This is a genomic window from Streptomyces sp. NBC_01549 (genome assembly GCF_026339955.1).
Taxonomy (GTDB): domain Bacteria; phylum Actinomycetota; class Actinomycetes; order Streptomycetales; family Streptomycetaceae; genus Streptomyces.
In genome coordinates, this window is the sequence record NZ_JAPEPW010000002.1 from 218,926 (window position 1) to 245,899 (window position 26,974).

The 26,974-nt window shown below is 67.4% G+C and carries 28 protein-coding genes and 5 pseudogenes; 11 read left to right on the plus strand and 22 right to left on the minus strand.

Annotated elements, in window-relative coordinates; all coding sequences use genetic code 11:
* Positions 1-139 precede the first annotated feature (139 nt).
* Positions 140-966 (plus strand): IS5 family transposase gene (locus OG819_RS35490; RefSeq protein ID WP_266633851.1). Its coding sequence is split into 2 segments (ribosomal slippage): positions 140-500 and positions 500-966, totalling 828 coding nucleotides; the frame shifts between segments, so codons are not numbered across the junction.
* 120 nt (positions 967-1,086) lie between these two features.
* Here the strand turns inward: OG819_RS35490 and OG819_RS35495 are convergent.
* Positions 1,087-1,380, minus strand: a complete 294-nt coding sequence (locus OG819_RS35495; protein WP_266633854.1) for a hypothetical protein — start codon at positions 1,378-1,380, stop codon at positions 1,087-1,089.
* 48 nt (positions 1,381-1,428) lie between these two features.
* Here OG819_RS35495 and OG819_RS35500 point away from each other — a divergent pair.
* Positions 1,429-1,624, plus strand: a pseudogene (locus tag OG819_RS35500) (IS5/IS1182 family transposase); the annotation flags it as partial.
* Between the two features lie 357 nt (positions 1,625-1,981).
* Here OG819_RS35500 and OG819_RS35505 read toward each other — a convergent pair.
* On the minus strand, positions 1,982-2,506 hold the full coding sequence (locus OG819_RS35505; protein ID WP_266633855.1) for a DUF2231 domain-containing protein: 525 nt from the start codon (positions 2,504-2,506) through the stop codon (positions 1,982-1,984).
* A gap of 220 nt (positions 2,507-2,726) precedes the next feature.
* Here OG819_RS35505 and OG819_RS35510 point away from each other — a divergent pair, with 220 nt between their 5' ends.
* Positions 2,727-3,005, plus strand: coding sequence for a hypothetical protein (locus tag OG819_RS35510; RefSeq protein ID WP_266633856.1), 279 nt, complete (start codon positions 2,727-2,729; stop codon positions 3,003-3,005).
* A gap of 38 nt (positions 3,006-3,043) precedes the next feature.
* Here OG819_RS35510 and OG819_RS35515 read toward each other — a convergent pair whose 3' ends face one another.
* A complete protein-coding gene (locus OG819_RS35515; protein ID WP_266633857.1) occupies positions 3,044-3,463 on the minus strand; it encodes a transposase in 420 nt (139 codons plus the stop codon).
* Between the two features lie 224 nt (positions 3,464-3,687).
* Positions 3,688-3,927 carry an IS3 family transposase gene (locus tag OG819_RS35520; RefSeq protein WP_266653236.1) on the minus strand — a complete coding sequence of 80 codons (240 nt, stop codon included), beginning with the start codon at positions 3,925-3,927 and terminating at the stop codon, positions 3,688-3,690.
* Positions 3,928-4,038: 111 nt separating this feature from the next.
* On the opposite strand from OG819_RS35520, the gene OG819_RS35525 reads away from it, so the two are divergent.
* From OG819_RS35525 to OG819_RS35535, 3 genes are all read left to right on the plus strand, one after another.
* Positions 4,039-5,742, plus strand: a complete 1,704-nt coding sequence (locus OG819_RS35525) for an IS1634 family transposase (RefSeq protein WP_266647505.1) — start codon at positions 4,039-4,041, stop codon at positions 5,740-5,742.
* Positions 5,743-6,319: 577 nt separating this feature from the next.
* Entirely contained in the window at positions 6,320-7,567 is a 1,248-nt protein-coding gene (locus OG819_RS35530; RefSeq protein ID WP_266652542.1) for an IS701 family transposase, read from the plus strand.
* 175 nt (positions 7,568-7,742) lie between these two features.
* A complete protein-coding gene (locus OG819_RS35535) occupies positions 7,743-8,594 on the plus strand; it encodes an NmrA/HSCARG family protein (RefSeq protein ID WP_266633859.1) in 852 nt (283 codons plus the stop codon).
* 53 nt (positions 8,595-8,647) lie between these two features.
* On the opposite strand, the gene OG819_RS35540 is transcribed toward OG819_RS35535, so the two are convergent.
* The 4 genes from OG819_RS35540 to OG819_RS35555 all read right to left on the minus strand — a co-directional run bounded on the left by OG819_RS35540 (position 8,648) and on the right by OG819_RS35555 (position 11,130).
* Positions 8,648-9,709, minus strand: coding sequence for an IS3 family transposase (locus OG819_RS35540; protein ID WP_266623315.1), 1,062 nt, complete (start codon positions 9,707-9,709; stop codon positions 8,648-8,650).
* On the minus strand, positions 9,706-10,119 hold the full coding sequence (locus OG819_RS35545; RefSeq protein WP_266623313.1) for a transposase: 414 nt from the start codon (positions 10,117-10,119) through the stop codon (positions 9,706-9,708). Before OG819_RS35545 ends, OG819_RS35540 begins: the two co-directional genes overlap by 4 nt.
* A gap of 37 nt (positions 10,120-10,156) precedes the next feature.
* Positions 10,157-10,504, minus strand: a complete 348-nt coding sequence (locus tag OG819_RS35550; protein ID WP_266653238.1) for an SH3 domain-containing protein — start codon at positions 10,502-10,504, stop codon at positions 10,157-10,159.
* Positions 10,505-10,875: 371 nt separating this feature from the next.
* Positions 10,876-11,130, minus strand: coding sequence for a hypothetical protein (locus tag OG819_RS35555; protein ID WP_266633840.1), 255 nt, complete (start codon positions 11,128-11,130; stop codon positions 10,876-10,878).
* A 355-nt stretch (positions 11,131-11,485) separates the two neighbouring features.
* Between OG819_RS35555 and OG819_RS35560 the strand changes: the two genes are divergently transcribed.
* On the plus strand, positions 11,486-11,746 hold the full coding sequence (locus tag OG819_RS35560; protein ID WP_266653240.1) for a hypothetical protein: 261 nt from the start codon (positions 11,486-11,488) through the stop codon (positions 11,744-11,746).
* 1,098 nt (positions 11,747-12,844) lie between these two features.
* Here the strand turns inward: OG819_RS35560 and OG819_RS35565 are convergent.
* Positions 12,845-13,111, minus strand: coding sequence for a hypothetical protein (locus tag OG819_RS35565; RefSeq protein WP_266633838.1), 267 nt, complete (start codon positions 13,109-13,111; stop codon positions 12,845-12,847).
* A gap of 140 nt (positions 13,112-13,251) precedes the next feature.
* Between OG819_RS35565 and OG819_RS35570 the strand changes: the two are divergent.
* Positions 13,252-13,359 (plus strand): annotated as a pseudogene (locus OG819_RS35570) (plasmid stabilization protein); the annotation flags it as partial.
* A 65-nt stretch (positions 13,360-13,424) separates the two neighbouring features.
* Here the strand turns inward: OG819_RS35570 and OG819_RS35575 are convergent.
* Positions 13,425-13,808: a VOC family protein gene (locus tag OG819_RS35575; protein ID WP_266633837.1), complete on the minus strand. Its 384-nt coding sequence runs from the start codon at positions 13,806-13,808 to the stop codon at positions 13,425-13,427.
* A gap of 86 nt (positions 13,809-13,894) precedes the next feature.
* On the opposite strand from OG819_RS35575, the gene OG819_RS35580 reads away from it, so the two are divergent.
* Positions 13,895-15,205, plus strand: coding sequence for an IS630 family transposase (locus OG819_RS35580; protein WP_266655430.1), 1,311 nt, complete (start codon positions 13,895-13,897; stop codon positions 15,203-15,205).
* A 42-nt stretch (positions 15,206-15,247) separates the two neighbouring features.
* On the opposite strand, the gene OG819_RS35585 is transcribed toward OG819_RS35580, so the two are convergent.
* Entirely contained in the window at positions 15,248-16,030 is a 783-nt protein-coding gene (locus OG819_RS35585; RefSeq protein WP_266420292.1) for an IS630 family transposase, read from the minus strand.
* On the minus strand, positions 15,919-16,389 hold the full coding sequence (locus OG819_RS35590) for a helix-turn-helix domain-containing protein (RefSeq protein WP_266653242.1): 471 nt from the start codon (positions 16,387-16,389) through the stop codon (positions 15,919-15,921). The genes OG819_RS35585 and OG819_RS35590 overlap by 112 nt, the downstream gene beginning before the upstream one ends.
* A gap of 507 nt (positions 16,390-16,896) precedes the next feature.
* Between OG819_RS35590 and OG819_RS35595 the strand changes: the two genes are divergently transcribed.
* Positions 16,897-17,814, plus strand: a complete 918-nt coding sequence (locus tag OG819_RS35595; protein WP_266655432.1) for an NADP-dependent oxidoreductase — start codon at positions 16,897-16,899, stop codon at positions 17,812-17,814.
* A gap of 45 nt (positions 17,815-17,859) precedes the next feature.
* Here the strand turns inward: OG819_RS35595 and OG819_RS35600 are convergent.
* From OG819_RS35600 to OG819_RS35630, 7 genes and pseudogenes are all read right to left on the minus strand, one after another.
* Positions 17,860-18,282: pseudogene (locus OG819_RS35600) on the minus strand (IS630 family transposase); the annotation flags it as partial.
* A gap of 95 nt (positions 18,283-18,377) precedes the next feature.
* Positions 18,378-19,628, minus strand: a complete 1,251-nt coding sequence (gene ltrA, locus OG819_RS35605; RefSeq protein ID WP_266653244.1) for a group II intron reverse transcriptase/maturase — start codon at positions 19,626-19,628, stop codon at positions 18,378-18,380.
* Between the two features lie 573 nt (positions 19,629-20,201).
* Positions 20,202-20,673, minus strand: a pseudogene (locus tag OG819_RS35610) (IS630 family transposase); the annotation flags it as partial.
* Positions 20,674-21,082: 409 nt separating this feature from the next.
* Positions 21,083-21,196 carry a DUF3500 domain-containing protein gene (locus OG819_RS35615; protein WP_266633836.1) on the minus strand — a complete coding sequence of 38 codons (114 nt, stop codon included), beginning with the start codon at positions 21,194-21,196 and terminating at the stop codon, positions 21,083-21,085.
* A 215-nt stretch (positions 21,197-21,411) separates the two neighbouring features.
* A complete protein-coding gene (locus OG819_RS35620) occupies positions 21,412-21,561 on the minus strand; it encodes a hypothetical protein (protein ID WP_266633835.1) in 150 nt (49 codons plus the stop codon).
* A 463-nt stretch (positions 21,562-22,024) separates the two neighbouring features.
* On the minus strand, positions 22,025-22,696 hold the full coding sequence (gene lexA / locus OG819_RS35625) for a transcriptional repressor LexA (protein ID WP_266633834.1): 672 nt from the start codon (positions 22,694-22,696) through the stop codon (positions 22,025-22,027).
* 434 nt (positions 22,697-23,130) lie between these two features.
* The gene (locus OG819_RS35630) at positions 23,131-23,625 is read right to left on the minus strand and encodes a MarR family transcriptional regulator (protein ID WP_266653246.1); all 495 of its coding nucleotides are present in this window, start codon (positions 23,623-23,625) and stop codon (positions 23,131-23,133) included.
* A 121-nt stretch (positions 23,626-23,746) separates the two neighbouring features.
* Here OG819_RS35630 and OG819_RS35635 point away from each other — a divergent pair, with 121 nt between their 5' ends.
* Entirely contained in the window at positions 23,747-24,073 is a 327-nt protein-coding gene (locus OG819_RS35635; protein WP_266653248.1) for a hypothetical protein, read from the plus strand.
* Here OG819_RS35635 and OG819_RS35640 read toward each other — a convergent pair.
* From OG819_RS35640 to OG819_RS35650, 3 genes and pseudogenes are all read right to left on the minus strand, one after another.
* Positions 24,025-24,954 carry a transposase gene (locus tag OG819_RS35640; protein WP_266647792.1) on the minus strand — a complete coding sequence of 310 codons (930 nt, stop codon included), beginning with the start codon at positions 24,952-24,954 and terminating at the stop codon, positions 24,025-24,027. The two genes, OG819_RS35635 and OG819_RS35640, sit on opposite strands and share 49 nt — an antisense overlap.
* A gap of 79 nt (positions 24,955-25,033) precedes the next feature.
* A pseudogene (locus tag OG819_RS35645) lies at positions 25,034-26,727 on the minus strand (ISAzo13 family transposase).
* A gap of 19 nt (positions 26,728-26,746) precedes the next feature.
* Positions 26,747-26,974 (minus strand): hypothetical protein, encoded by a 228-nt coding sequence (locus OG819_RS35650; RefSeq protein ID WP_266653250.1) that lies wholly within the window; start codon positions 26,972-26,974, stop codon positions 26,747-26,749.

The following is a 26,974-nucleotide window of genomic DNA, read 5'->3' on the forward strand; positions in this document are numbered from 1 at the left end:
GGCTGAGCGTATCGGATGCAACAGGCGTTGTGCTATCGCTGATTCAGGTAAGAACCAGCATCACCGCGACTAAGAACTCCTAACAGAATACTGCAACTTGCCTTGGAATGTTGCCGTCTGATGGGGCGTTAGCCTGCACATGAGAAGGGTTGAGCAGCTGCCGTGGATCGTGTCGGATGAGCTGTGGGCGCGGATCGAGCCGTTGCTTCCGGTGGTGCCGCGCCGCGTGGATCACCCGGGGCGCAGGCGTCTGGACGACCGGAAGGTGCTGTCGGGCATCCTGTTCGTGCTCTATACGGGCATTCCGTGGGAGTTCCTGCCCCAGGAACTGGGCTTCGGCTCGGGGATGACCTGCTGGCGGCGTCTGCGTGACTGGAACGACGCGGGTGTCTGGCAGCGTCTGCACGAATCGCTGCTGGCCGAGCTGAACGCCGCCGGCGCCCTGGACTGGTCGAGGGCGGTGATCGACGGCTCCCACGTGCGGGCCATGAAGGGCGGCCCAAAACCGGACCGAGCCCGGTCGACCGTGCCCGAACAGGCTCTAAACACCATTTGATCACCGAAGCGCACGGCATCCCGCTGGCCGCATCGCTGACCGGCGGCAACCGCAACGACGTCACCCAGCTCATGCCGCTGATCGAGGCTGTTCCGCCGGTGCGCGGCCGACGCGGACGGCCCCGCCGACGTCCGAAGAAGCTCTACGCCGACCGGGGCTACGACCACGACAAGTACCGCAAGCAGGTCCGGGCGGTCGGGATCACCCCCGTCATCGCCCGCCGCGGCACCGAACACGGCTCAGGGTTGGGTGTCCACCGGTGGGTCGTCGAGCAGAGCTTCGCACTCCTCCACTGGTTCCGCCGGTTACGCATCCGCTGGGAGATACGCGACGACATCCACGAAGCCTTCCTCAGCCTGGCCTGCAGCATCATCTGCTGGCGACGACTGAGGAACCTCTCACTTTGTTAGGAGTTCTAAGAGTTGTCCCGCAACACTGGGTTCCTCCCCAGCGCCTGCTGTGCTGCCGACTCGCGCCTTTTCGGGCTGGGCCATCCGGGAAGGTACGTTGCACGGCGCCGTGGGAGGCGCTCAGTCCAGAGCGGCGGTCACCGCCTCAGACACCATCGCTCCCGCCTCCTGGATCCGCTGACGCATGTTCCGGTCGTACAGCCAGGCGCAAGCCTCGATCGCTGGAAAGAGTTCGGCGAGAATCAACGCCGCACGCTTCGGTACGTGGGTTTCTTTCCTCCAGGCCGTCCCGCAGCGATCGATCTCCTCCTGTAGCTGAAGGAGCGCCTGCTCATCGAACCCCTCGTTCAAGCGCAGGGGGATCACGAAACGATCCGCCGCCTCTTCCAGACGACTGACCAAGTCTGTCTCCATGTGTGCCTCCGTCTCGGGCAGTTCGCAGGGCGGTGGGACGATCTTCTCGTGGCTGGTGTGCTCACGGCGTCACAGCCGTCTTGGATAGGCCCGTTCACCGGGCTGAGCCCGCCCTGCGCCGCGAGGGAGCAGACACTGTCCGCGGCCGTGGAGCCCGCCTCTGGAGGACCGCGTCATGCTGGTTGCGGCCTACTGGCGCACCAACTTGACGCTGCGCCAGCTCGCGCCGCTGTCGGGCACCGCTGCGGTGAGAGTCAAGGCGGCCGATGACGAGCGCGGCAGCGTACGGGTGCCGCGCGTTGCGGGCCGGGCTCCCTCTTGCCGGACGTGGCGAGGGGGCCGAGTGGTGTGGGCTGGTGGTCAGGTCGCAGCCTCATGCGATCTCGGTGCCCGCCTTCCCGATGGGGCGCCCGCCGGGTGATCGTCCGGCACGCGCAGCTGCCCTACTGGCCGTGGCGGCGCCGACGCTGGCCAGGGCTGCATCATCAGTCACAGCGCCTCGTCCACCACCCGCCTCACATGCGGGTGCGGCCCGGCCGGAGAGTTTCCGGGCGGGCCGCGGTGGGTCGGCTGGCCGGTGCGGGCCGGCCGGTTTCGTCGGTCAGTCTCCGTCGCTCGACTTCGTGGCGGTCTTGGAGTACGCGTCGTGCCAGGCGGCCTTCGCGCCCGAGTCGCCGATCCGGTACACGTCGACGACCGCGCCCGCGGCCACCACCACGGACAGGACGGCCGCGGCGACGTGGAGCACCGACCCCGACCGCGCTCCCGACCGAGCCCCGGAAAGCTCCCGCGACTGCGGCGCGCCCGTACGGCGGGAGATCCACCACACGCCGGCCGCCAGCACGAACAGGCCCAGCGCCCAGGGCAGCATTCCGTCGCCCAGCTCGGCGTGGCGCCGCACCAGCGGGTCGCTGTCCACGTGTCGCTCCAGCCACTCCCCGGCCTGGGTGGCCAGCGGCACGGTCGCCAGCGTGACCAGGGCGAGCAGCGGCAGTGCCAGTCCGAGCCGCCGGGCGGCCTGCGGCCACAGCGCGCATATCACGAGCGTCAGCGCGCTGAGCGGGACCAGGACAACGACGGCATGGACCAGCAGCACGTGCGCGGGCAGGCCGTTGATCAAACTCATCAGGCGCTCCTCCAGGGGCAGCCGTGAGGGGACGCGAACCCGGATCGGGTGTTCGGGGGAGCCCTCTCGTGCGTCCGCGTGTTCGGGCGCGCCAGCCTGACACAGGAACCTCTCAGGTTCTTCTGAGCACCATCCCGCCAGCGGCCCGGCCCGTCCCAACCAGCTTGGGCGTCGTCCCACGTTGGCGGGTGGCAGAGCGGACGTTCGCCTGGCTGGGACGGTGCCGACGCCTGTCCAAGGACTACGAATACCTTCGCGTCAACAGATCGCCTTCAGCGACTCCGCCGCGAAGCAGCAGGAGAACCTCACTGACGAACACCAGATCCACGCCCTGGACCGCGCCCTGGTCGCCATCTCCGTCGACCCGGAGATCGGCGAGCCGATCCCGGGCGACACCACTCACCCCGAACTGCGCCAGTACGCAGACGAGATCGAACGAGTCCGAGTCCTGTACTTCGTCACCGCACTGCGCACTGTGGTGGTGTCGACGGTCAGGTAATTCGGCTCTGTCGAGGATCTTGTGACGTCAGTGGGGTGTCACGGGCTGTGAAGGATGCGTCTGCGGAGGAGGTCGAGGTTGGCCCCGCCGAAGCCCATGCGCTTGAGGAGCTTGGCTCTGGTCACGTGTCCCTCGACCTGGCCAGAGCTCCAGGGCGTGGACGGGGCGGCTGTGACCGCGTCCATGTCCCTCTTCACGCCGTTGACCAGGGAATGCAGGGTGGGCAGGTCGTCTGCGAGGACGCGGTCCATCCATGCGGACAGTTCCTCGCCCCGCAGATCGCGCATCATGTCGGCGAAGTCGCGAACGTGGCGTGCGGTGGCGTCGAGGTGCGGACAGGCGGCCCGGATCTCTTTGAGCTCGGCCGCGTCGGTCTCGGCGAGGTGTCCGGGGTTGGTCATGATCCAGCGGACGATGCGCCGGGGTTTCGGGGCGGCCCGCAGCTCGGGGGCAGGCACGGGCAGGTTGTTCGGCCTGGGGCTGTGCGGCTTTTTGAAGGGGCGGAAGTAGCGGCGGACGCACTGGATGTCTCCGGTGAAGCCACGTGCGCGCAGTTCGCGGTGCAGTTGCGGGATGTCGTGGCAGCCCTCGCGCCAGCGCCTGTGCAGGTAGGGCTTGTGTCAGTCCAGGATCGATGCCCGGTTGGTGGTGAAGTTTCCCCGAGATCTTGGACACGGTGTTGTTACGCCGCGAGGGCCTGGTCTTGCCGGTAGCGCAGGCGTGTTTCGTGGGGTGTGAGGTAGCCGAAGTGGATGTGCTTGCGTAGACGGCGTCTGTTGTAGAAGGTTTCGATGAAGTCGAAGATGCCGGCTCGGGCGGTGGCCCGGTCGGTCCAGAAGCGGGTGCCGATCTCTTCTTTCAGGACGGCCCACAAGCCTGCGTTCCACAGTTGAGCGGGGTTCTCGGGGGTGTGGCAGGGCATCGGTGCAGGTCAGGCGGTTGCACCTAGCGCGAAAGGCCGAAAACGCCTAGTGGCACGATGTTGTCACCCCCATGCCTGTGACATGGAATGATGTGCGTATCGTCTAGCGGCATGTATGTGAAGACGACGTCCCGGCGGAACAAGGACGGGCAGACGGTCCGGTATCTGCAGCTGGCCCACAACGAGTGGGACCCGGCCGTGGGGCGTTCGCGTACGAAGGTGCTGCACTCCTTCGGCCGGGAGGACGAGCTCGACCGCGAGGCGGTGCGCCGACTGGTCGGCGCGCTCTCGAAGCTGCTGGACCCCGCGTCCGCGCTGGCCGCGACCGGCTCGGGAGACCTGTCACTGATCAGTTCCAGGCCGTGCGGCGGGGTGCACGCGCTGGACGGACTCTGGCACCGGCTCGGCCTCGACGGTGTCGTGCACCGCCAACTGGCCGGGCGGCGGCTGGATCCGCGCGTCGAACGGGTGCTGTTCGCGCTGGTCGCCAACCGGGCCCTGGCCGCCTCCAGCAAGCTCGCCGCGACCGAGTGGATCGCCGACGACGTCCACATAGACGGCCTGGAGGCGATCAGTGACGAAGCCTGCTACCGAGCCATGGATTACCTGCTGACCATCGAGCCGGCCCTGGCCAAGGAGACGTACTTCCAGGTCACCGACCTGCTCAACCTGGAGGTGGACCTGCTGTTCTTCGACACCAGCTCCACGTACTTCGAGACCGAGGACGCCGACGAACCTGTCGCCCGCGACGAACACGGCGAGCGCCTGGCCGCCGACGCGCCGGCCGAAGACGCGGTGCGACACGACGGGTTCCGCACCCACGGCAAGTCCAAGGACTCCCGCGACGATCTGCCCCAGGTCGTCATCGGCATGGCCGTCACCCGCGACGGGATCCCGGTGCGGGTGTGGTCCTGGCCCGGCAACACCGGTGACCAGGCCCTGATCCGGCAGGTCCGCGACGACCTGCGCGAGTGGACGCTGTCGAAGATCGTGTGGGTCGCCGACCGCGGCTTCACCTCCGCCGCCAACCGCCGGGCGCTGATGCGCGGAGGCGGCGGCTACATCATCGGCGAGAAACTCCGCACCGGATCACCCGAAGTACGCGCCGCCCTCTCGCGGCAGGGCCGCTATGCGTCCGTGCGCGACAACCTCCAGGTCAAGGAGGTCAACATCGGAACCGACGACCGGTTCGTGATCTGCTTCAACCCCGACCAGGCCACCCGCGACGCCGCGATCCGTCAGCGGATGGTCACCCAGCTCACCGAGGCGATCGAGGCCACGGACAAGCTGCCCAGGCCCGAACGCGACAAGCTGGCTGGGGTGTTGTCCACCAAGCCCGGTCTGAAACGGTTCTTGCGCACCACCCCGAGCGGGCTGCTGCGGGTGGACAAGAAGAAGATCGCCGCCGAGGCCAACCTCGACGGGAAGTACCTCCTGCGCTCCTCGGATCCGAAGCTGTCGGCCGAGGACATCGCCCTGGGTTACAAACAGCTCCTGGAAGTCGAGCGCGGCTGGCGCGACATGAAGCAAATTCTCGATCTCCGCCCCGTTTACCACCGCCGCGAGGACCGCATCCGCGCCCACGTCCTGCTCTGCTGGCTCGCCCTGCTGCTGATCCGCGTCGCCGAGACCTCCACCGGCCAGACCTGGAACCGCCTGCGCGCCGAACTCCAGCGCCTGCACGCGGTCACCTACACCGGCCCGGCCGGCACCTTCCGCCAGTCCACCGACCTCACCAAGCCCCAGCGCGACATCTTCACCGCCCTGAACGTCACCCCGCCCAAGAAGATCATCGATCTGACCGCAGGCCGCTGACCAGGCACTATCCCCCCGCCTAGTGACACGCCATCTCGGCGTGCTCACAGGCGTTTCCGCAGGTCAACCCACGTTTTCGTTCCCTAGTCGACACCGCTAACTGTGGAACTCAGGACAAGCTCTCCGCGGCGGCGTTGTCGAAGCAGCTTCCGGTTCGTTTGGGTCGCGGCCTGACGTTTGTAGTGGCTGGCCTGGGAACGGGCTTGATGACGACGCCTCCAGTGGGACCAGCGAAGCCAGTGACCAGCCTCGTGGAGGGGTCGGGCGAGCCCCCGCCCCGGACGGTGACGCGAGGCGTGTGGGCGCGCTGGGACCAGGTCTGTGCTTTCGGCGGCCGCAGCACTTGGCCCGACTCATCCGCGAAGCACAGCCACGCGTTGGATCGGTTCCGGCCGCTGCCGTCGGGCGTGGACACGCGCGTCGGGTCTGCGGTCCGCGTGTGCTGCCCTCGTGTCACGTCTGAGGTCTGGATCATGTCTTTACTGAAGTCATTGTCCTAGTAGGGCTTTGTTACGTACCCTGGTTGATCGTTCCGAGGTAGTCTCGTGATGTCCTGTCAGGTGTGACACCTGAGGAGATGGACGAGATCCGCCCCCGCTTGGAGGCGTTCGCAGCCGAGATGCTCGGCACGGTGAAACGCCGGGACCAGCGGGCCAAGGGCGAGCTGTACGTGCGTGGGCTGATGCTGGACGGCAAGCGCAAGTCGATGCAGCCGATGGCCGAGCGTCTGGGCGTGGACCACCAGCAGCTGCAGCAGTTCATCTCCTCCTCCACCTGGGACTACGTCGAGGTGCGGCGCCGGGTCTCGCGGTGGGCAGCGGCGCACATCACCCCGGAGGCGTATGCGATCGACGACACGGGCTTCCCAAAGGACGGGTACGACTCCCCTGGGGTGGCCCGGATGTACTGCGGCGCCTTGGGCAAGCGCGGAAACTGCCAGATAGCGGTCAGTGTCAACTTGGTCAGCGACCACGCCTCAGCGGCCGTCAACTGGCGGCTGTTCATCCCCGACAGCTGGGACGACGCCGCATCCGGGGACGACCCGCTGCTGGCCGAGGCGATCCGCCGACGCCGCCAGCGGGCGGGCATCCCCGACCAGGTCCGCCACAAGGAGAAGTGGCGCCAGGCGCTGGAGATGCTCGACGAGGTCCGCGGCCAGTGGGAACTGCCCGGTCTGCCGGTGGTCGCCGATGCCGGTTACGGCGATGCCACCGGCTTCCGCCTGGGCCTGACCGAACGCGGTCTCGCCTACGCGGTCGCCGTCAAAGGAACCACCACCGCCTACCCCGGTGAGGCGTTGCCCGAGCGTCCGCCCTACAGCGGCCGCGGCCGCCCGCCCCGGCCCGCCTACCCGATGCCGCACAGCACCCTGCGTGACCTCGTCCTGGCCGCCGGGCGGGGCGCCGCCCGCACCGTCACCTGGCGCCAGGGCACCAAGAGCGGTCCGCGCAACCCACGGGCCGACATGCGCTCGCGCTTCGTGGCCATGCGCGTGCGCCCGGCCAACCGCGACATCCCCCGTGACCTGGACGGCAGTCTGCCCGAGTGCTGGCTGCTGGCCGAATGGCCACCCGGCGCCGCCGAGCCCACCGACTACTGGCTCTCCACCCTGCCCGCCGGCACCCCGCTACGCGAACTCGTCCGTATCGCCAAGATCCGCTGGCGGGTCGAGCACGACTACCGTGAGCTCAAGGACGGCCTCGGCCTGGACCACTTCGAAGGCCGCAGCTACCTCGGCTGGCACCGGCACGTGACCCTGGCCGCCCTCGCCCAGGCCTTCTGCACCATGCTCCGCCTCGACCCAAAAGTCCCTGCGCCGGCCTGACCCTCTACGCGGTTCTGCGCGCGTTACAGAAGATCCTGGCCACCTGGACCGGCGCCTGCTCGATATGCGGCCACCCCGCCCCCACACCCGAACCCCACCACAGGACCTAACAAAGCCCTACTAGGTGACCGGGTCGCGACGGTGCCCGGTGTGCCTGTTGTGAAGGAGTTTCTCGATGGTTGATCAGCCGATTCTGGTGCTGGGCGCGACTGGTGGGCAGGGCGGGGCCGTGACCGGCGCGCTGCTGGCTCGTGGGGCGCGGGTGAGGGGGATGGTCCGCGATCCGCAGAACGCGTCCGCACGCCGGCTGGCCGACCGGGGGGTCGAGCTGGTCGCCGGTTCGCTCAGTGATCGAGAGTCCATGGCCGCGGCGATGGACGGGGCAGCCGCGGTGTTCGCCTTCACCACTCCCTTCGAGACCGGTGTGGACGCCGAGGTGGCGCAGGGCCGGGCGATCCTGGCCGCGGCCGGTGAGAAGCGCGTCCCGCACCTGGTGTTCAGCTCGGTGGCGGGGGCCGACCAGCACAGCGGTGTGCCGCACTTCGACAGCAAGGCCCGCATCGAGGCCGAGCTGGCGTCCGGTGACGTGCCGTACACGATCCTGGGACCGACGTACTTCTTCGACAACGCCCTCGGCGGGGCGCGGCGGATCGCCGGCGGGGTGCTCGACCTGCCGCTGCCGTCCGACCGGCCCTTGCAGCAACTGCACCGCAACGACCACGGCGCCTTCGCGGCCGGGGTCATGCTCGATCCGGCCCGCTACGTCGGGCAGCGCATCGAGCTGGCGAGCGATGCGCCCACCCCCGCGCAGATGGCCACTGCGCTGGGTGCGACGCTGGGGCGGCAGGTGCGGCACGAGCAGGTACCGCTGGAGGCCATCGGCAACCCGGACATGCACGCCATGTGGACGTTCCTCAACGGACCGGGCTACCGCGTCGACATCCCCGCCCTGCACGCGGCGCACCCGGAGATCCCCTGGACCAGCTTCGCCGACTGGGCGCAGGGCGCTTTCGCTGCCACTGCCTGAGCCCGCCCGAACGAAGCGGAACCTGTCAAAGCGATCAAGGCAGGTAGATCGTTCTAACGCTGTGCTGGGATCAGTGGGCCGTCTGGTGCCGGCTGGTTGATCCAGGCCGCTGCGGGGAGCTTGGGAGGCTCGGGTGGTTTGCGGACGAAGCGTTCGGGGTGCTTCGCGTAGACCGTCTGGAGGACGTCGGCACGCATCTCGCGGAGCTGCTCGGCGAGACCGAAGTGCACGTCGTAGGGCGTGTGCAGGCCGATCCCGGAGTGCCGATGCTCTTCGTTGTACCAGGTGAAGAACTGGGTGCACCACGCCCGGGCGTCCTCGAGGGATCCGAAACGCTCGGGAAAGTCGTGCCGGTATTTCAGGGTCTTGTACTGGCTCTCGCTGTACGGGTTGTCGTTCGACGTCTTCGGCCGCGAATGCGACTTGGTGACGCCGAGATGGGCCATCATCTGGGCGACGTTCTGCGCGACCATCGGGGACCCGCGGTCCGAGTGGATCGTCAACTGCCCTGGTTCGATACCGTACTTGGCGATCGACTCGGACAGGAACCGCTCGGCGAGGTCCTTGTTCTCGTGGGCGGCGATCATCCAGCCGACCGTGTAGCGGCTGAAGATGTCGATGATCGTGTAGAGGCAGTAGTAGACGCCCTTGACCGGCCCCTTCAGCTTCGTGATGTCCCAGCTCCATACCCGGTTCGGGCCCTCGGCGACCAGCTCGGGAACGGTCCGGGGCGGGTGGACGGCCTGGCGGCGGCGTTCACGGACCTCGCCATGCCGTCGCAGGAGCCGGTACATCGTCGACTCCGAGCACAGGTAGACACCCCGGTCCAGGAGCACCGCGTAGATCTCGGCGGGCGCCATGTCGGCGAACTCCAGGGAATGGAGCACGTCGAGGACCCGTATCTCCTCCTCGGGTGTGAGAGCGCGGGCGTGTCGGCGCCGTTCTGGCCGCGGCTTGGCCGGGGCGGGGCTTCGGCGGTGTTGGCGGTAGTAGGTGGCACGGCTCACGCCGAGAGCGGCGCATGCCTGGACGCGTCCGACCAGCCCGCTGAGCTCTTCAAGGGCCTGATTGCGGGCGGTGTTGAACGCCACGGCCGCGAGCTGGGCTTCGGTCACTGGTTCTTCTCGCCGTTCCGGGTCGGGGCGCTGTCCGTGGCGAACTGGTCGAGCAGCGCGGAGAGTTTTCCCTGGACCTCGATGACGGTGCGGGCCTTCGCGAGGTCGGCTTCCAGGCGGGCTTTCTCCGCCTTGAGCTTCTCGATCTCCTTGTCCCTGGGGTCCGCCTTCGGCCGTCCGGCCGACGCGGCGAGCGCGTCCAGGGCACCCTTGTCCCGCTGTTGCCGCCACGTCGTGATCAGCGACGAATACAGGCCCTCCCGCCGCAGCAGAGCACCCTTGCCCTTCTTGTCCAACGTCTCGTACTCCGCGAGGATCCTCGCCTTGTACTCCGCGGTATACCGGCGCGGACCGGCCGAACGGGCTTCTACCTGCGGATCAGGGGTCCCGTGGTCATTCGTGCTGGCCACCCGGGCACTACTCCTTCTCCGCCCTCGACTCAATGAATCATCCAGTATACCTGACTCGATCTACTTTGACAGAGAGGGTGTCGCCCTTCAGGTAGACGGCACTGATCCAGTACGAGTAGCGGCCACTCTTCACGCCAGTGCTGACCCAGACATCGTTCGTGTATCCGTTGTCCGTGATCGACTCGCCCCACTGCCAGCACAGGCCGAGAACCGTGTAGTTCGCCGGATAGACGTCATCCTTGTGGCTGTGCGAGTCAGGGAGGTCGCGGACATTGACAACCTCGTAAGTCGTGACCATGGAGGCGGCGGATGCCGGGCTCGTTGCCATGGTGAGGCAGCCGACCGCAAGTGCTGCGACGGCAAGGGCCTTGGCGCGGTGCTTCATCGTTCCCCCGGTATGGGTGGTCTCTGCGGGTTGTGAAGTGTCGCGCGACGTGTGGGGCGCTGCGCGGTAGCGGATGCACCGTGACACGAACAGATTGGCCGTGAATATGATTTCGATCCCGTTCGAAATGTTCCTCACCTGCGCAGATCGGGATCCGGACGGTCTGCTGAGCCTGGTGGCGCGCCCGGGCCGCGCGTGATCGTGTCCCCGCCGTCACCACCGGGCGGGCGTCGGGTGGGTGCACTGATTCACACGACGGTCGACCTTCATCCGGTACCTCGCCCTCCGACGATGTGGCTCTGGCCATGAGAACGGGCAGCACTTCGACCCCAGTACGGGAGGCAACTGCAAGCTGGAGGGAATCGGATTGTTCACGAGTTCCAACAACACTGGATCGGCGCGAGGCTCGCCCGAGCGGGCCTCGCGAGCGGCCCTGAAGGGATGGCCCGGTTGTCAGTGCGGATTGGCCTCATTGCGATCACGAACCACAACATCGCGTACTCCACGCCGACAAGGCCGACGTCCTGGACTGCCTGGGCAGCAACGGCAACCTCACGGCGGACCAGCGGCGTCGCCTCGAAGCCATGCGCAAGGACGCCCGGGCCCATCAGGACGATGTCGGCCACCAGGGCTCGGCCACCTGCCGCTGGCCAAGACCAAGCCTGCAGCCGACGCCTACCGCGCCGTCCTGGACCGGATGGACCCGGCAGTCGTCGCGGACGATGTCGGGAGTGGCAGCGGAAGGACGGGCATCGTCTCTACGATCCATGACCGTGTGCTGACACGGGCGTGGGCAGGGGGCGGCGAGGTGCGGGAGCGGATCACCGCCCGCCGAGCCGAGCTGGACACACTGGCCGCGAAGCCGGCCGAGCAGTTGGAGCAGGTCAACGCCGAGCGCGAGGAACTGGCGGTGGCCGAACGGGTCCTGTGTCGTTCGGCCGAACCGGCCGCCGCCGATGCCGCACCCCGGTCCTCGCCGAGGTGGCCGACCGGACGGTATCGCTGGTCGCGCGCCGGGGCCTCAGCACGGCTGACGATGCCGTCAAGCGCCTGGCGTTCATCGGCGCCGCCAAACACTTGCGTCTCCTGCTGGAGGAAATCAGCGAGCTGCTGTCGGTGCGGGAGGCCAACGCCGGTAAGGAGGTGAAGTCGGACCTGCGCCCGCGAGTCGTGCTCGCCTGGCCGAAGCAGAGGGCCCGCACCGCCGGGTCTCCCATTTTTGGGTCACCTACACCTATTTGAGTGAAAGACTCAATAAATCGCTTTTCGTGCCCGAAGGTGAGTCATGGTCTCTTCAGAGAAAACGGACCCACCGAAGGGATGAGGCATTGCATTTGAGGCGTGCCGCAACGGTCCTGGGCGCAGCTGCGCTCACCATGATGACGATCCCCGCCAACGCTCACGCCGCAGCAATCGCCTGTGGCGGAGGTACGTCGACCGGCCGGGTGGCCATCAATGGCTGCATCAGCGCCCAGCGGGGATCTGTCGGCCCCTTCCCCTCTCGAGAGATGACGGCGTACATCAAGGCCCGCAACACCGGGACAAAGGGACTCAACGTCTCTTACGAGGCATTTTCGCGCCCCGATGGTGGTTCTTGGGAGAGAGTAGGCACCGGTCGCGCCTACGTCAGGGCCGGCGAAGCCATTGGCCCTGTCGAAGTGGGAAGCACGACCCGAGTATGCGCCCCAGTGAAAGTCGAAATCCGAGTACACGCTCGGGCCGACGGCGCCGCCTGGAGTGGCTGGTCTTCCGCATCCACGAAGCAATGCCAGACCTGAGAGCCTGAACGTCCCGGCTGGCGGGCCGGGCACAGCCGTGTACATCGAAGTGATGCGCTGTCACCTCTGAGAGGTGAAGGCGATCTTGAAGCCAACCAGGTTCTGTCCGAAAGGCCAACTGACTCACCTCTTGGCCCATCGCTACGCTCTACGCGGGGCGGGGAGATCATTCTGATGAGGAATGGGCTCAGCTTGAACCGCATCGGCCGAGAAGCGTGGGTCGAGGCGGGCGGTGGCAGTGTCACCGCCGGGTGATCAACGCGATTCTGTTCCAGCGCCGGACCGATCTCCCGTGGCGGACTGCCGTCGCGCTTCGGGAAGTGGAAAACCGTCCACGACCGTCATCGCAGGTGGCCAACGGATGGCACGCGGGAGAGGATTCTGCGGGCCGTCCGGGCTCGGGCCGATGTCGAGGCCCGAATCGACTGGACCATGGTCAGCGTGGACTCCACTTCCTGTCGGCCTCATCGGCATTCAGCAGGGCACCCACTCCCGACCACCCACAATCCCAGGCAGACACAGCAGGCCCTCCCGGCATCGGTCCGACGAGGCTCTGGGCCGCTCACACCAGCGAACGTCGCAGGGACACCTCCAGCGCCAAGGCGTTCGTCGGGTCGGCCGCAACCTCGCTGCCGCGAACCGTTGCGATCACCTTGCGCGGACCGACCGTCGCGACGGCTGAATGCGCTACCAGAGGCAGGGCTGGGGCAAACACAAGAATCTCGAAGTCGTCGGGCAACGCGGACAACAAGGCGTCTTCGGTGCGGCGTAGTGTGGTGAAGCTGGTCGGTGCCGGTGGTACGAAGCGATCGCTGCGGTAGGGCCGCATCACTCTGCTGGCGAGAGCTGGTCTGCGTGGAAGGACTATCGGTGAGCCAGGCGTCCGCCGAAGAGAAGACTGCTCAAATCGACGCGCGGGAGGAGCGCGCGCAGTCTCCGACCTTCCTCGGAGTCCCCACCGTCCCCCAGGCCGGCGGCCCCACCTCCGACCAGCTCTACGCCGAGGCCCGCCGCCGCAACAGCCGTGGACGCTCGTCGATGAACAAGGCGGAACTCAAGCGCGCACTCGGGCGCTGACATCGATGAGCAAACCCCCGGCCTCGCTCGAACGGCCGAACGGTTTGGCGCAAGTACGCACGTGGTCAGAGGGGTTGGAGCCGGGTGCGCAGGAGGCAGAATTCGTTGCCTTCTGGGTCAGCCAGGCAGTGCCAGCTCTCGGTGCCGGTCTGGCCGACATCGGCGGTCCTGGCGCCGAGAGCGAGCAGCCGCTCCAGCTCGGCTTCCTGGTCGCGGTCGGTGGCGCTGACGTCGATGTGCAGTGGGAGCTTCCCGGTCCGCGGGTCACTGCTGGGGCTGAAGACGAGGGTGGGCTGCGGACCGCCGAAGCCGGCGTCGGGCGGCCCGATCTCGATGCTTCCGTCCTCCTCCCGGCCGAGTTCGACGTAGCCGAGAACCTCGCTCCAGAATGCGGCGAGTCGGTCGGGGTCGGCGCAGTCGATGACCAGCTCACTGATGCGGCATGCCATGCCGTCAGTGTACCTAGCGTGATGCGCCCGAAATTCTGGGGGTTTGTTGCTACCTTGTTGGCATGGCGCATCCGGGTCGGTCTGCTGTGGAGATCACACTGTCCGAGGGTGAGCGTGCCGAGTTGGTGCGGCGGGCGGGGTTGCCGGACCGGCGCCTAGCCGAGCGGGCCAGGGTTGTTCTGGCGTGTGCTGACGGCATGTCAAATGCGCCTGCTGCGCGGGCTGTCGGTGTTGCGGTCCGGACGGTTTACAAGTGGCGTCGCAACTTTGCCGCGGAGCGGATGGCCGGGCTTGAGGACGCGGGCCGCGGCGGCCGGCCGAAGGCCGACTTGGTCCTGGACGAGGCCGAGCAGGCCCAGCTGACCCGGTGGGCCCGGCGCGCGAAGACCGCCCAGTACCTGGCGCTGCGCGCAAGGATCTTGCTGCGCTGCGCAGAGGGCGGCACCAACAAGCAGGCCGCAGCCGATCTCGGTGTCGACGAGTCGACGGTGGAGCGGTGGCGGGCCCGGTTCATCGCCAAACGGCTCGACGGCCTGTACGACGAGCCCCGGCCCGGCCGGCCGCCCTCGATCCTCCTCGACCAGGTCGAAGACGTCATCGTGGCGACGCTGGAGTCCACGCCGGGCAAAGACACCCACTGGTCACGGGCCTCAATGGCCCAGCGCACCGGCCTGTCGAAGTCGACGATCGGCCGAATCTGGAAGAGGTTCGACCTCAAGCCGCACCTGCAGGACTCCTTCAAACTCTCCACCGACCCGCAGTTCGTCGACGAGGTCGTCGACGTCGTTGGCCTCTACCACCACCCGCCGGAGAAGGCGGTGGTCCTGTGCGTGGACGAGAAGAGCCAGATCCAGGCCCTGGATCGGTCCCAGCCGGTACTGCCGATGATGCCGGGCATGCCCGAACGCCGTACCCACGACTATCTGCGGCACGGCATCACCAGCCTGTTCGCCGCCTTCAACATCGCCGACGGGACCGTCGTCGGCGAACTCCACCGCGCCGCCGAGTTCAAGAAGTTCCTGGTCACCATAGACAAGGCCGTACCCTCCGAACTCGACGTCCATCTGGTGTGCGACAACTACGCCACCCACAACACGGCCGAGATCAGGGCGTGGCTGGCTAAACGGCCCCGTTTCCACGTGCACTTCACGCCGACTGGCTCTTCCTGGATGAACCAGGTCGAGCGGTGGTTCGGCCTGCTGACCGACAAACTCATCCGCCGCGGCGTCCACACCTCCGTGAAGGCCCTGGAGGACGACATCAAGGCATGGATCGCAACCTGGAACGACAACCCCAGACCTTTCACCTGGGCCAAGACCGCCGACGAGATCCTCAACTCCCTTGCCGACTACCTGGCCAGAGTCGGAACCGACCCTCGCACAACGGAGCAAAACTAACCCCCAGATTTCCGGGCGCATCACACTAGTAGACTGTCGCAGCTAATTCCTGGGATAGAGGTGGCGCAGTTTGATGCGTGCGTCGTGGGTGGTGAACTGCCAGTCCACCTGACGTTGGTCGGTGTTGGTGGCGTTCTGCCAGGCTGAGAGTTCGGTGTTGAGGGTGTCGAGGTCGCCGATCCGGCGGTCGAGACATTGCCTGGTCAGCGCGGAGAGTTCGATCTCGGCGATGTTGAGCCATGACCCGTGCTTGGGCGTGTGGTGGATCTCGAGGCGCTGAGCCAGGGCGAAGGCCTCTTCTGGTTCGAATGCCTCGTACAGTGAGGCGATGCCGTGGGTGTTGAGGTTGTCCATCACCAGCACAACCGTCTCGGCATCGGGGTAGTCCACGCTCAGCAGCTGCCTGACCTGGCCGGCCCAGTCGATCCGGGTCCTCTGGGACAGTGCCTGAACTCGACGCCACCCGCGCAGGGGTTCGACCCATACGAAGATCGAGCACGTGCCGCAGCGGATGTACTCGCTGTCCTGGCAGGCGTCGTGACCTGGGCGGGCCGGGAGCGGGTCGCGGACATGGCCGAGGAGCTGGTAGGGCTTCTCGTCCATGCACACGACCGGACATGCCGGGTCATAGGGCCGGGCATAGACGGCCAGTACGTCTTCCATCCGGGCCGCGAACTCCGCGTTCGCCCGTGGTGGGATGGTCCAGCACTTCTTCAGGTGAGGACGCAGTTCCGTTTTTTTAAGACCCGGCCGATGGTGGAATGGTCCAGATCGGGGATGTCCTCGACCAGTGCGACGTGCTTCTCCAGCAGCCGCAGCGACCACCGGGTATAGCCCTGGGGTGGCTGTGAGCACGCCATCGCGATCAGCCGGGCTTCGACCTCACCGGTCACCGGCGAGGGCACCGGCGGGAGGTCGCGCTTCTTCCGCCCGATGGTGGCGTGAACATCGCCACCGGTTTCGGTGAAACGCTTGGCGACCAGCCGCAACGTCTCACCGGAGACGCCGAGCCGGGCCGCGATCACCTCCTGCGAGCCGATCCCGCCTGCAGAGGTGTCGAGTGCGAGCAGCACCCTCGCCCGCCTGATTACCGAGGCCGGATGAACCCCCGTCGTGGTCACCCGGACCAACTCCTCGCGGTCCTGCGCGGTCAGCACCACCGGCCTCTTCTTCTGCGAACCCATCGCACCAGTCCTGTCCGGCAGAGCGGGAGAGGAATCTGCCAGACGCAAGCCCCTCAATCAAACAGCCCATACCTAAGCAGCGACACGCTACTAGACAACCCGAGAGCTGATCGCCCCGATGGAGCGGTCCCTTGTGAGTGGGCTTTCTCTTGAGATCCATGATGCCGCAACGGCCTGCCTCACTTCGTGTCGAAGCGGCCAAGTCATCGACTCCAAAGCTTGGTTCGGGGAAAGCCGCTGCCGCGCACACGCGGTGGCCTTCGCCATCAGATCACGCCGGAAGCCGTGAACCGTCCAGCAGGCAGGGCATGCAGGTATCGAGGTCGTCGCGGTGCATCCCCATGCCGGAAGTGACAGCACCGTTCATCAAATACGTCCTCGGATCGTTGATCCTGGGAAGACAACTCCGTTCCCCAGCCGTTGAATGCGATGGCGCGGTCGATGTGCTGCCACCCAGGGCGCGACCGTCCAAGGTCTGTCCCGACGATGAAGAGCGGTGATCACGCGATGAAGGCGGTGCGGTTCTACGAGTACGGCGGGATCGATGTGCTGCGGGTGGAGGAGGTGGAGCGGCCCACGCCCGGCCCGGAGCAGGTGCTGGTCGAGGTCCGCGCGGCCGGGATCCAGCCCGGCGAGGTGATGATCCGCAAGGGCGCCCGGCACGAACGCTGGCCGGCGACGTTCCCCTCCGGGCAGGGCAGCGATCTGGCCGGCGTCGTAGTGGAGGCCGGTCCGCAGGTGCGCGGCGTCGCGGTGGGCGATGAGGTCCTCGGCTTCACCCATCACAGGGCGAGCCACGCGGAGTTCGTCGTGGTCAACGACGTGGACCTGACCCTACGTCCAGAGGGTCTGTCCTGGGACGTGGCCGGGTCGTTGTACGTGGCCGGCACGACCGCATACGCCACCGTGTTCGCGGTGGACCCCGGACCGGCCGACACGGTCGTCGTGTCCGGTGCGGCGGGCGGCGTCGGGTCACTTGCCGTACAGCTCGCGCGGCGGCGCGGCGCCACGGTGATCGGGATGGCGAGCGAGCGAAACCACGCCTGGTTGAAGGATCACGGCGTCGTCCCGGTCGAGTACGGGCAGGACGTGGCCGAACGGATCCGGAAGGCTTCCGGCGGGAATGTCGACGCGTTCATCGACACGTTCGGCGACGGCTACGTAGAGCTGGCAGTGGAGTTGGGCGTGCGGCCCGAGCGGATCAACACGATCCGCGATTGGCAGGCCGCGGCTCGGGTTGGGGCGCGAACCTACGGAGAAGGTTCGGCGGCATGCGCGGTCGTGCTCGGCGAGCTGGCCCGGCTTGCCGCGCGCGGGGAGCTGGAGGTGCCGATCGCCCGCACCTATCCGCTGGAGCGGGTACGAGACGCGTTCCGCGAGCTGGAAGGGCGGCACCCCCACGGCAAGATCGTGCTCCGGCCCTAGGTCTCCTGAGTCAGGAATCCTGTTCAGATAGCTGGCGAGGCGTTCGAGGATCTCGTCTGCGGTCTTCGTCCAGACGTAGGGCTTCGGGTCGGTGTTCCATGCGGCGATCCAGTTGCGGATGTCCTTCTCCAGGGCTTGGACGGACCGGTGAACGCCTCGCCGTATCTGTTTGTTGGTCAGTTCGGCGAACCATCGCTCGACGAGGTTCAGCCAGGACGAGCCAGTCGGTGTGAAGTGCAGGTGGAACCGGGGGTGGGCCAGCAGCCACTTCTTGATGGCGAGAGTCTTCAGGAACTTCTTGAACTCCTCGGCCCGATGCCTGCGGTGCAGAGAGCCGATCACTTTGCCGGTCGCGACCTCCAGGGCCGCGAACAAGGTGGTGGTGCCGGCGCGCACGTAGTCGTGAGTCGCCCTCTCGGCAACCCCCGGCATCACCGGCAGCACCGGCTGGGACCGGTCCAGGGCCTGGGTGAGTAGCCGGGGAGGATTTCACTCCCCGGCTCTCTCAGAACCGTGCGTAAACCTCTCGGCTTACACGGCTCCCATCATCCAGTCGTACACGGTCACGGCTTGACGAGTTTCCAGTGAACGAAGAGCCCGGGGAACCGCCTGGCGTGACGGCTCAGGGCCTCTCGCGCTCTCGCTCGCTTCCGCTTGAACCGCTTGTACTTGCGGACGAGCCACCGCACCAGATAGTCGTTGATGCGGTTGAGGGTGGAGAGCAACGCAGACGGGTGGAACCGCCCAAAGTAGTTGATCCAGCCCCGCACGACCGGGTTGATCTCCCGGGCGAGCTCCTCCAGGGTCGTGTCACTACGCAGGTGCAGCCGCCAATGGCGAATCTGCATCCGGATTTGCTTGGCGGCCTCGTCGCTGACGGCCGGATTGAAGCCGAAGAAGTAATCTCCGCGCTTCGTCCGGAGTCGTCGCACGCGAAACCCGTACCCCAGGAACGTGAACGAGGTGTGCTCGGCCGAGCCACGCCTGTTCCTGTCCTTGCAGTACACGATGCGGGTCTTGTCCGGATGCAACTCCAGACCACCGCACTCGGCCAGCCGCCCGCCGATGGCCTGACGCACCTGGTGCGCCTGGGCCTCGTTGCGGCAGTGGACCACCACGTCGTCGCAGTACCGCTCGAACCGGACGCCGGGATACTCCCGGGCCATCCACGTATCGAACGCGTAGTGCATGAAGAGGTTGGACAACACGGGTGAAACCGCCGAGCCCTGTGGGCTGCCGCGGTCCCGGGCTTGCAGGCTGCCGTCCGGCCTCTGCAGCGGGGCTTTGAGCCATCGCTCCACATATAGCTGGACCCACCGCAAGTCGGTGTGGTGCGCGACCGCCTTGAGGACGAGATCATGATCGAGGTTGTCGAAGAAGCCCCGGATGTCCAGATCGATCACCCAGTCCGTCTTCCAACACCGTTCCCGGCATGCCGCGACCGCATCCAGCGCACTGCGGCGGGGCCGGTAGCCGTAGGAGTCCGCGTGGAACCCAGGTTCCACCAGTGGCTCCAGCACCATGGCCACCACCGTCTGCGCGATTCTGTCCGCGACCGTGGGCACGCCGAGGACCCTGACTCCGCGTCCTCCCGGCTTGTCGATCTCCACCATCTTGACCGGCGGCGGGAAGTAGCAGCCCGACGACATGCGATTCCACAGCTTGTAGAGGTTGCCCTTCAGGTCTGCCTCGAACTGCTCGATCGACTCGCCGTCGACGCCCGCCGCACCCTTGTTGGCCTTGACCCTCAAGTACGCCTCGAACACCAGGTGTTTCGAGACCTCAAACGACTTCGATCCGCTCGTCTGGCTCATCCCGGGCACTCCGGTTGGCCACCAAGCAGACCCGGACGATCCGTCCCCTTCGCTCCATCCGCATTACCGGACTTCGCCGCTACTACGAGACGGTCCGCCCCCGTGCCCCGCATCGGTACTCGGCCCCTCGCGGTTTTGTCCGCTTGGGGTTCTCCCTCTCGCCGCCGGCCCACCGGGCCGACTGCAGTATCGGGGCGACAGGTTCCCACGTTCCGCGCAAGAGCCCGGGCCAGGCTCGCGCCGCCTCCATGCCGGACGCCGTCTGGGCAGTCAACAGGCTTCCCCCAGACTTGTCCCGGAGCCCAGATCATGCCCCGGTTTCGACGCCAATGAGAAAGATTACGACACGTCATCAGCGGTTCGCTCACGCTCGCCTTCCTGACCCACACCTGACGCGATCACTGCCGCGCCTTTTCCGCAGCGCTCACCACGACCGGCACTTAACCGACGCAGCCTGCGGTGATTTGGAACCTCCCCCTGCAGGGCGACTCCGGAGGACCTACCTCCATCTCCTGCACAGCACCGCTTCCAGAAGCTGTTACATCAACGCCTCCTTCAGCGTTCGTGGCACACGATCTGCGACTTCTCGTCCACACAGAACACCAATGCCCGCTCGGGCGGGTCCAGATAGAGGCCGACGACATCGTGGACCTTGTCGACGAAGTATGGATCGGTCGACAGCTTGAAGGTCTCGGACCGGTGCGGCTCCAGGCCGAACGCCCGCCAGATCCGTGACACCGATGACTGTGAGAGGCCCATCTCTTTCGCCATCGACCGCGTCGACCAGTGCGTTGCGTTCTTCGGAGTGGATTCCAGCGTCTTGGCGACCACCGCGGCGACCTGTTCGTCCGTCACTGTCCTGGGGCCACCGGAACGTGGCATCTCACCCAGACCGGCGATCCGGTACTGCACGAACCTGGCCCTCCAACGGCCCACCGCATGCGGCGTGGAACCGAGTCGAGCCGCCACGTCCTTGTTCGAGGCGCCCTCCGCGCAGGCCAGGATGATCCGACACCGCAAGGCCCACGACTGCCGTACGTCGCCGCCGGTCGGCGGGGTGAGCACGGCCCTGACGACCAGCTCGCGGTACGGGCCGGTGGCAGTCTGCTGGGTGCGGCTGAGGCTCAGCGCGCCGATACTGACCTGCCACGCCTCGCCCTTGAGGGTGGTCGGGCTGATGTGCCGGCCGAGATAGGTGCGGATGGCCTTGGCCTTGGCGGGCAGGGCGGCCGAGTCGATACTGGTCAGATCGATCCCACTGGCCGTGGAGAAGTCGCCGACCGGCAGTTCGAGCCGCGCGGTGACGGAAGCCTTGTACACGTCGAGCTGGACCACTGAGTGCGGCATCGGATGCGCGGCGGCCGGCGACGCTCCGAGCAGGAGCGCCGCCGGTACCGCGATCGCGATCCCGGCCACCAGGCGAAGTGCTGTGGTCAGCCAAGTTCGCGGTCGGGTCATGAGAAGGTGAACTCGCTGCCGTAGTCGCTAGTGTGGTCGCGGTACACGGTGTGGTAGTGAATCTGGTCCCGGTACACGACGCCGTTCTGGCAGACGAACTCGACCCACACTCCGGGGCCGTCGTGCAGTCCCCCACGGGGCGCGGCGCGGGCGGACGGAGAAGGGCGGCCGCCCGCCGGAGACGGGGGAGGCCACGGAGGTCACCCGGCTCGATGTCCTCGTCGTCCTCGTCGTGGCCGAAGGCGCCACCCTCACCACGCCTGCGGGCCGCATTCCGCCTCTGACCGTGGGCGGCGTGGAGACCGGGTCGGTCCTGGACGGCTCGTTACGGCTGGACGACCTCGATCGCCGCCGACGTCCACCGCGGCGCCATCGTGCTCACCGACGGGGCCGCGAGAAGCGTCTCCCTGGCCTTCATCGACGAGGTGAACAACAGCGTCACCCTCACCGCCGACGGCGTCGCCTCCACTCCCACCCGGGGCGCCACCTACAGCGGGACGCTTACCCGCACCGTCGCACAGGGCCCCCGGCCGATCTTGATACCCGCTGTGACGTCACCCATCCCCCGCGCGTCCAGCGCGTCGCCGCGACGCTCGCCGCCGTGCCCCGCTGACCCGCGGTACTGCTGGCGCGCTGACCGGCAGTACCGCGGAAGCGGACACCGCCACCGCCGGCACCGCACCCACCATGGACGGCACGGGCGTTGCCGGGCTCGATCTGAGCGGTATCTCCGGCACCCCCACGCAGATCGCCTCGGCGACCGTACTCGCCGCCGACAACACCCCCTGAAACCGGGCGACTTGTGAGGTCAAGGACCTCACGCCCTACAGATCCAGAGGTCCTCGCATCCGTCGCTCGCCATCGCCGCTCCCCTTCGGCTGCTGCGAGCATCGTTGGCGGGTGTCGCGCTCATGTCGCACGCGGTCCCCGCCGGAATCTCAGAGCACGCGCAGGACGCCGACGACCTTGCCGAGGATCTGCGCCTGGTCGCCGGGGATCGGCTCGTAGGCCGGATTGCGGGGCATGAGCCACACCCGCCCGTCCTGCCGACGCAGCACCTTGACGGTGGCCTCGTCCTCCAGGAGCGCGGCGACGATGTCGCCGTGATCGGCGCTGTCCTGCCGCCTCACGGTCACGATGTCACCGTCGCAGATCGCGGCGTCGATCATGCTGTCGCCGGAGACTGTCAGGGCGAACAGGTCGCCGTCGCCCACGACCTGGCGAGGCAGGGAGTAGACGTCCTCGACCATCTCCTCCGCGAGCAACGGCGCACCGGCGGCGATCCGCCCGACGAGCGGCACGTCGACCGGCGCCTCACTGTTGCGGCCCAGGTCGGGTGCCCAGGAAGGCCGTACCCGGTAGGCGCGAGGACGGTGCGGGTCGCGGTAGAGGACGCCCTTGCGTTCCAGGGCCATCAGTTGGTACGCGACCGAGGACGTGCTGGCGAGTTGCACGGCATGGCCGATCTCCCGCATCGACGGCGGGTAGCCCTGGCGCTGAACCGTGTCGGTGATGAACCGGACAATGTCCCCTTGGCGTGTTGTCAGTTCCCCTTCGACGCTGCGGGGGCCCGTCGGCCGACCACGGCGTACGGGCATGTCGTTGTCCATCCCGGGCACCTCCGTACAAGATCTCGCAGGTCACGACCTTAACCCGTCATCTCCCCCAAATGGAACATCCTTTCGGCTCCGCAGAGAGCGGACAGCGGCGCGGGACCGCGTGATCTCGGAGTGGGCCAGCGGTTTCATGAGCGTGTCAGCGGTCGCGGTCCCCCACTCCTACGGCCGTATAACGCTGTGAACCGCCAGGTCGCGGGCATCGGGCAGATGGTGGTGCGGAGCAGCCTGCGCGACTCCCCCGCGCATCCGGGACGCCTTGCTGAACCTGGACGCCGCAGTCGCACACCTGCGGGCTCTTGGCAACCGTCCACCTCGACGAGGAAGACGACGCCAAGCGCGGGTCAACCGTGAGCGTTGCACCCCGGATACGGAGGCGGGGCAGGACGCGGGCCGGAAGGCCCTGCTCCTCGACTCCGGCGTCGGGGTCACGCCCGGGAGCCGGTGGCGCCGCGGGGGCCGGGGACCTGCTTGCCGCCGGTGCGCCCCGGACGGGGCGAGGGGAGCTCGCGCAGTCGGCGGATGTGGTCCTGCTGGATCTCCTCGGTGAAGGCCAGGAAATCGGCGACCAGTTCCAGCTGTTCGGCGCTGTAACGGTCGTTGACCTGCTGGCCGGCGTCCTCGAGGAACGGGGCCATCAGGCCGTAGGCGCGCTGCGCGGCGTCGGGGGTGATGCGGACGAGAGTCTTGCGGCGGTCGGTGGGGTGCGGAGTGCGGGTGAGGTAGCCGAGCTTCTCCAGGCGGTCGAGCATGGCGGTCACGCTGCCGGTGGTCAGGCCGAGCCGGGTGCTCAGCTCGCGGGGGGCGATCTCCTCTGTGGCCAGGAGGATCTCCAGGCAGCGCAGGTCGGTCTCGTTCACCCCCATCAGCCGGGCCAACTCCCGGTCGAAGTCGTCGACGGCAGCCTGGTACGCCTGCACCACTTTACCCAGTTTTGACCGGACCGGCTCCCTTTGGCTTGACATTCGAGGTACCTCCGCCTCGTGGTGCTACTAGCTTGACATCCAAGATATATGAAAGTCCAGTAATCCTAAGGGAGTGACCATGTCGTCCACCACGACCGACACGGGAGACATAGCCGCCACCGGTGGGGCAATGCCCTACCCCAAGCGATGGGCGGCCGCGTTCGTGATGATCCTCGCGGCGCTCCTTGACATGATCGACGGTTCGATCGTGAACACCGCGCTGCCTTCCATCGGCACGGGCCTCAAGGCCACGTCGGCCGACCTGCAGTGGACCGTGTCGGCCTACATGCTGGGCTTACGACGGGGTGCGCGATTGAGGTCGGGCCGTGTTGGCCTGGCGGGTTGGCTGGTGGTTGATTACCGCATGGCCGCGCGGTCGGAGACCAGGCCGGCGATGGCCTGGTAGGTCTGGTCGAAGTACTCGCGGCGTCCGATCCAGCGTTGCAGGGGCCGCCACTGCTTGTGCTCGGCGTTGGCGTGCTCGACGCAGATCCGCTCGGAGGACTGCTGCTTGCGCGCTTCCTCCCAGGCCGCCAGGTCCTCGGGCGGGGCATCCTTCTTCGGCTTCAGCGGCGGCGCTTGGACCTGGGCGGGGAACTGCTTGGCCAGTCCCCGGTAGCCGGCGTCGACCTTGGCCTTGACCTGGGGGAACCTCTCGAACAGGTCGCAGATGCCCTCGGTCTTCAGCGCGGTCTGGTCGTGCTGGCGGCCGGGCCGGAAGGCACCCGCCCACAGGGTCCGGCCCTTCTCGTCGGTGACGACGGTGGCCTTCTTGGTGTTCTGCCGCATCTTCCCGGAGATGAATGCCCGGCGTCCGGGCTTGTTCGCCCGTGGACGTCGGACCCGGACCTCGGTGGCGTCGATCCGCAGTTCCACTCCGTGGGAGGCGGCGTAGGCGAAGACATCGGCCAGGGTGCGAAGGCGCAGGTCGGGACTTCCAGGGACGGCGAAGCCGCGGGCGGCGAGCAGGGGGCGGATCTCGTGGACCGCGCGGGTGATCGTGGAGCGGTCCACCTCGTAGAACAGGGCGAGGACGGCATGCGGAAGCTGGAAGCGCAGGATGACCAGGGTGGCGACGACCCGGTCGGTGAAGACGAGTTGGTGGTCGGGACCCGCTCCGGCGGCGCGCTGCCGGTCATGGCCCCGGCGTTCACGCAGCTGGGACTCCTGCCCGGCCACCCACGGCCCGGCCAACTCCGCGACCAGCTTGCCCAGGCGACGGCGCGGGATCCCGGTGCAGATACGATGGCTCAAGGCCGTGCGGGCCCCTCTTGACGTCACAATCATGATCGTCCCGCACGGCCGTTCGCATGCTCAGACCGGGGTTTCAGCTACCGCGCACCACGTCGTTAGGGCTCGCAGAGAATCAACATGCGTGTTTGATGTTGTCCGGGGATTCGGTGCCGTAGGCGTCGAGGTAGGCGGCCACGTCTGCGGGGGTGGTGAATCGTGCTGTGGAGCGGGGGACGGTGTATTCGTGCTGGTCCAGGAGGGGTTGGGTCTCCTGGATTGTGCGGGTGATGGTTTGCGAGCTGGTCTCGAAGAGTGCGCCGAGGAGGGCGTGGGTGAAGCAGCCGCGCTGATAGAGGACGGTGGCCAGGATCCGGTCGGGGTCAGTGAACGCCTGCCTGGGGCCCGCCCCGGGGCCCGCTGTCGTTCGTGGCCGCGTCGGTGACGGCGCTGGTGTTCCCGCTGGGCGGCCTGGATTGGCGCCAACCTGCTGATCAGGGCGTCCAGTTGTGCGCGGGTGAGGCCGGTGAGTTCCGGGTCGGTGAGCCGGGCGTGCTGGCGGGCACCCCATTGCCGCGGTTCCGCTCCGTGTGGAGTGCCGGTGGTTGTGGGGCCGCGCTGCTGGGCGTCGAGCGTGTAGTTCCAGTCGCCGTGGAAGCGGTGGCGGGTCATCGCCAGCGCGTCGACCTGGGCGTCGTCGACTTTCACTCCGGTGGGGTAGGCGCCGGTGTCGAGTTCGGCGCGGACCGTCAGTCCGGTGCGGGTGGTGGTCGCCGCAATGGACTGCAGAATGACTTCATGGCTGGTCAGGGGCCTGCCGCGCCAGTTCATGGAGATGTGGGAGAACAGCCGGTGCTCAATCCGATTCCACTTCGACGTGCCCGGAGGTAGGTGACAGACGGTGATTTCAAGGCCAGTCTCGGCGGCCAGGGCGGCAAGTTCGGTCTTCCACGCCCGGGTGCGGTAGCCGTTGGAGCCTCCGGCGTCGGCGGTGATGAGCAGACGCCGGGCGTGAGGGTAGTCGCCCTGTCCGGCCCCGCGCCACCAGCGGCGGATCGAGGCGACCGCGAAAGCGGCGGTGTCGTGGTCGGTGCCGACACTGACCCAGCCGGAGTTCCCGGCGATGTCGTAAATCCCGTACGGGATCGCCTTGCCGGGCCCCTCCCGGTCCAGGAAGTCATGCGTCTTGACCTTCACTGGATCGCCCGTGGGCTGCCACTCACGCCCCGCGTTCTTGTACTCGCCGACCATCTCCTTCTTCTTGCTGTCCACGCTGACCACCGGGTCCCCGGCGCCGATGTGGTCCTTGGCCTGCTCGTTGATGTAGTGGAACTGGGCATCCCGGTCCGGGTGCTGCTTGCCCTCCAGGGTCTTGGAGTTGGCCTGCAGGCTGAAGCCCTCCTCCCGCAGCAGGTCACCGACCGTGTCGGCGCTGACCCTGTGCCCCTGGCGGGTCAGCTCGGCGGCCAGGTTCCGGGTCGACTTGGTCGTCCACCGCAGCGGCGACATCGGGTCCCCGCGCATGTCCGGCTCGACCAGGGCCAGCAGCGCGGGCCGCAGCCCCGCATCAAGGTCAGCGGCCTTCTTCCGGCCGCCACCGGGCCGGCGGACCCGCCCCAGCGGCTCTACTCCCGCCTCCAGCTCATCCACCCCCTTCCGGACCGTCGTCTCGCTGGCGTCGGCTGCCCGAGCAACGGCCCGGATCCCACCGTGGCCCAGGAGACGGGCCTCGGCTCCCATCAGCAGACGCTGCTGCCGCTCGTCCAGGTGAGGGAACAACACCTCAAACTTCACCGCGAGTTGAACACGAATCTCATCGGGGATGCGCATACCACGCCAACGAACCGAATCACGGGAGGCAACATGTTGATTCTCTGCGAGCCCTTAGCCGGGACAGCAGGGCCCGGCCGAGTCCGATGGTGGCGCCGCGGCGCAGCCGCTCCTCGTCCCAGGTGCAGCCGTCGCGCAGTGCGACGTGGACGCCTTCCTCGGCGTAGTAGTCCTCCTGGTCGGCGATGTAGGCGGCCAGTTCCTCGTGCAGGCCCCGTCCGACGTAGGCGAGATCGATCGTGTGCAT

Excerpts from the sequence above, each read along its gene's own strand:
- OG819_RS35495 (WP_266633854.1), bottom strand. The coding sequence starts at position 1,380 with ATGGAGACAGACTTGGTCAGTCGTCTGGAAGAGGCGGCGGATCGTTTC.
- OG819_RS35505 (WP_266633855.1), bottom strand. The coding sequence starts at position 2,506 with ATGAGTTTGATCAACGGCCTGCCCGCGCACGTGCTGCTGGTCCATGCC.
- OG819_RS35520 (WP_266653236.1), bottom strand. The coding sequence starts at position 3,927 with ATGCCCTGCCACACCCCCGAGAACCCCGCTCAACTGTGGAACGCAGGC.
- OG819_RS35525 (WP_266647505.1), top strand. The coding sequence starts at position 4,039 with ATGTATGTGAAGACGACGTCCCGGCGGAACAAGGACGGGCAGACGGTC.
- OG819_RS35530 (WP_266652542.1), top strand. The coding sequence starts at position 6,320 with ATGGACGAGATCCGCCCCCGCTTGGAGGCGTTCGCAGCCGAGATGCTC.
- OG819_RS35535 (WP_266633859.1), top strand. The coding sequence starts at position 7,743 with ATGGTTGATCAGCCGATTCTGGTGCTGGGCGCGACTGGTGGGCAGGGC.
- OG819_RS35550 (WP_266653238.1), bottom strand. The coding sequence starts at position 10,504 with ATGAAGCACCGCGCCAAGGCCCTTGCCGTCGCAGCACTTGCGGTCGGC.
- OG819_RS35565 (WP_266633838.1), bottom strand. The coding sequence starts at position 13,111 with ATGCGGCCCTACCGCAGCGATCGCTTCGTACCACCGGCACCGACCAGC.
- OG819_RS35575 (WP_266633837.1), bottom strand. The coding sequence starts at position 13,808 with ATGGCATGCCGCATCAGTGAGCTGGTCATCGACTGCGCCGACCCCGAC.
- OG819_RS35590 (WP_266653242.1), bottom strand. The coding sequence starts at position 16,389 with ATGGGTTCGCAGAAGAAGAGGCCGGTGGTGCTGACCGCGCAGGACCGC.
- OG819_RS35595 (WP_266655432.1), top strand. The coding sequence starts at position 16,897 with ATGAAGGCGGTGCGGTTCTACGAGTACGGCGGGATCGATGTGCTGCGG.
- ltrA (WP_266653244.1), bottom strand. The coding sequence starts at position 19,628 with ATGAGCCAGACGAGCGGATCGAAGTCGTTTGAGGTCTCGAAACACCTG.
- lexA (WP_266633834.1), bottom strand. The coding sequence starts at position 22,696 with ATGGACAACGACATGCCCGTACGCCGTGGTCGGCCGACGGGCCCCCGC.
- OG819_RS35635 (WP_266653248.1), top strand. The coding sequence starts at position 23,747 with ATGTCGTCCACCACGACCGACACGGGAGACATAGCCGCCACCGGTGGG.
- OG819_RS35640 (WP_266647792.1), bottom strand. The coding sequence starts at position 24,954 with ATGATTGTGACGTCAAGAGGGGCCCGCACGGCCTTGAGCCATCGTATC.
- OG819_RS35650 (WP_266653250.1), bottom strand. The coding sequence starts at position 26,974 with ATGCACACGATCGATCTCGCCTACGTCGGACGGGGCCTGCACGAGGAA.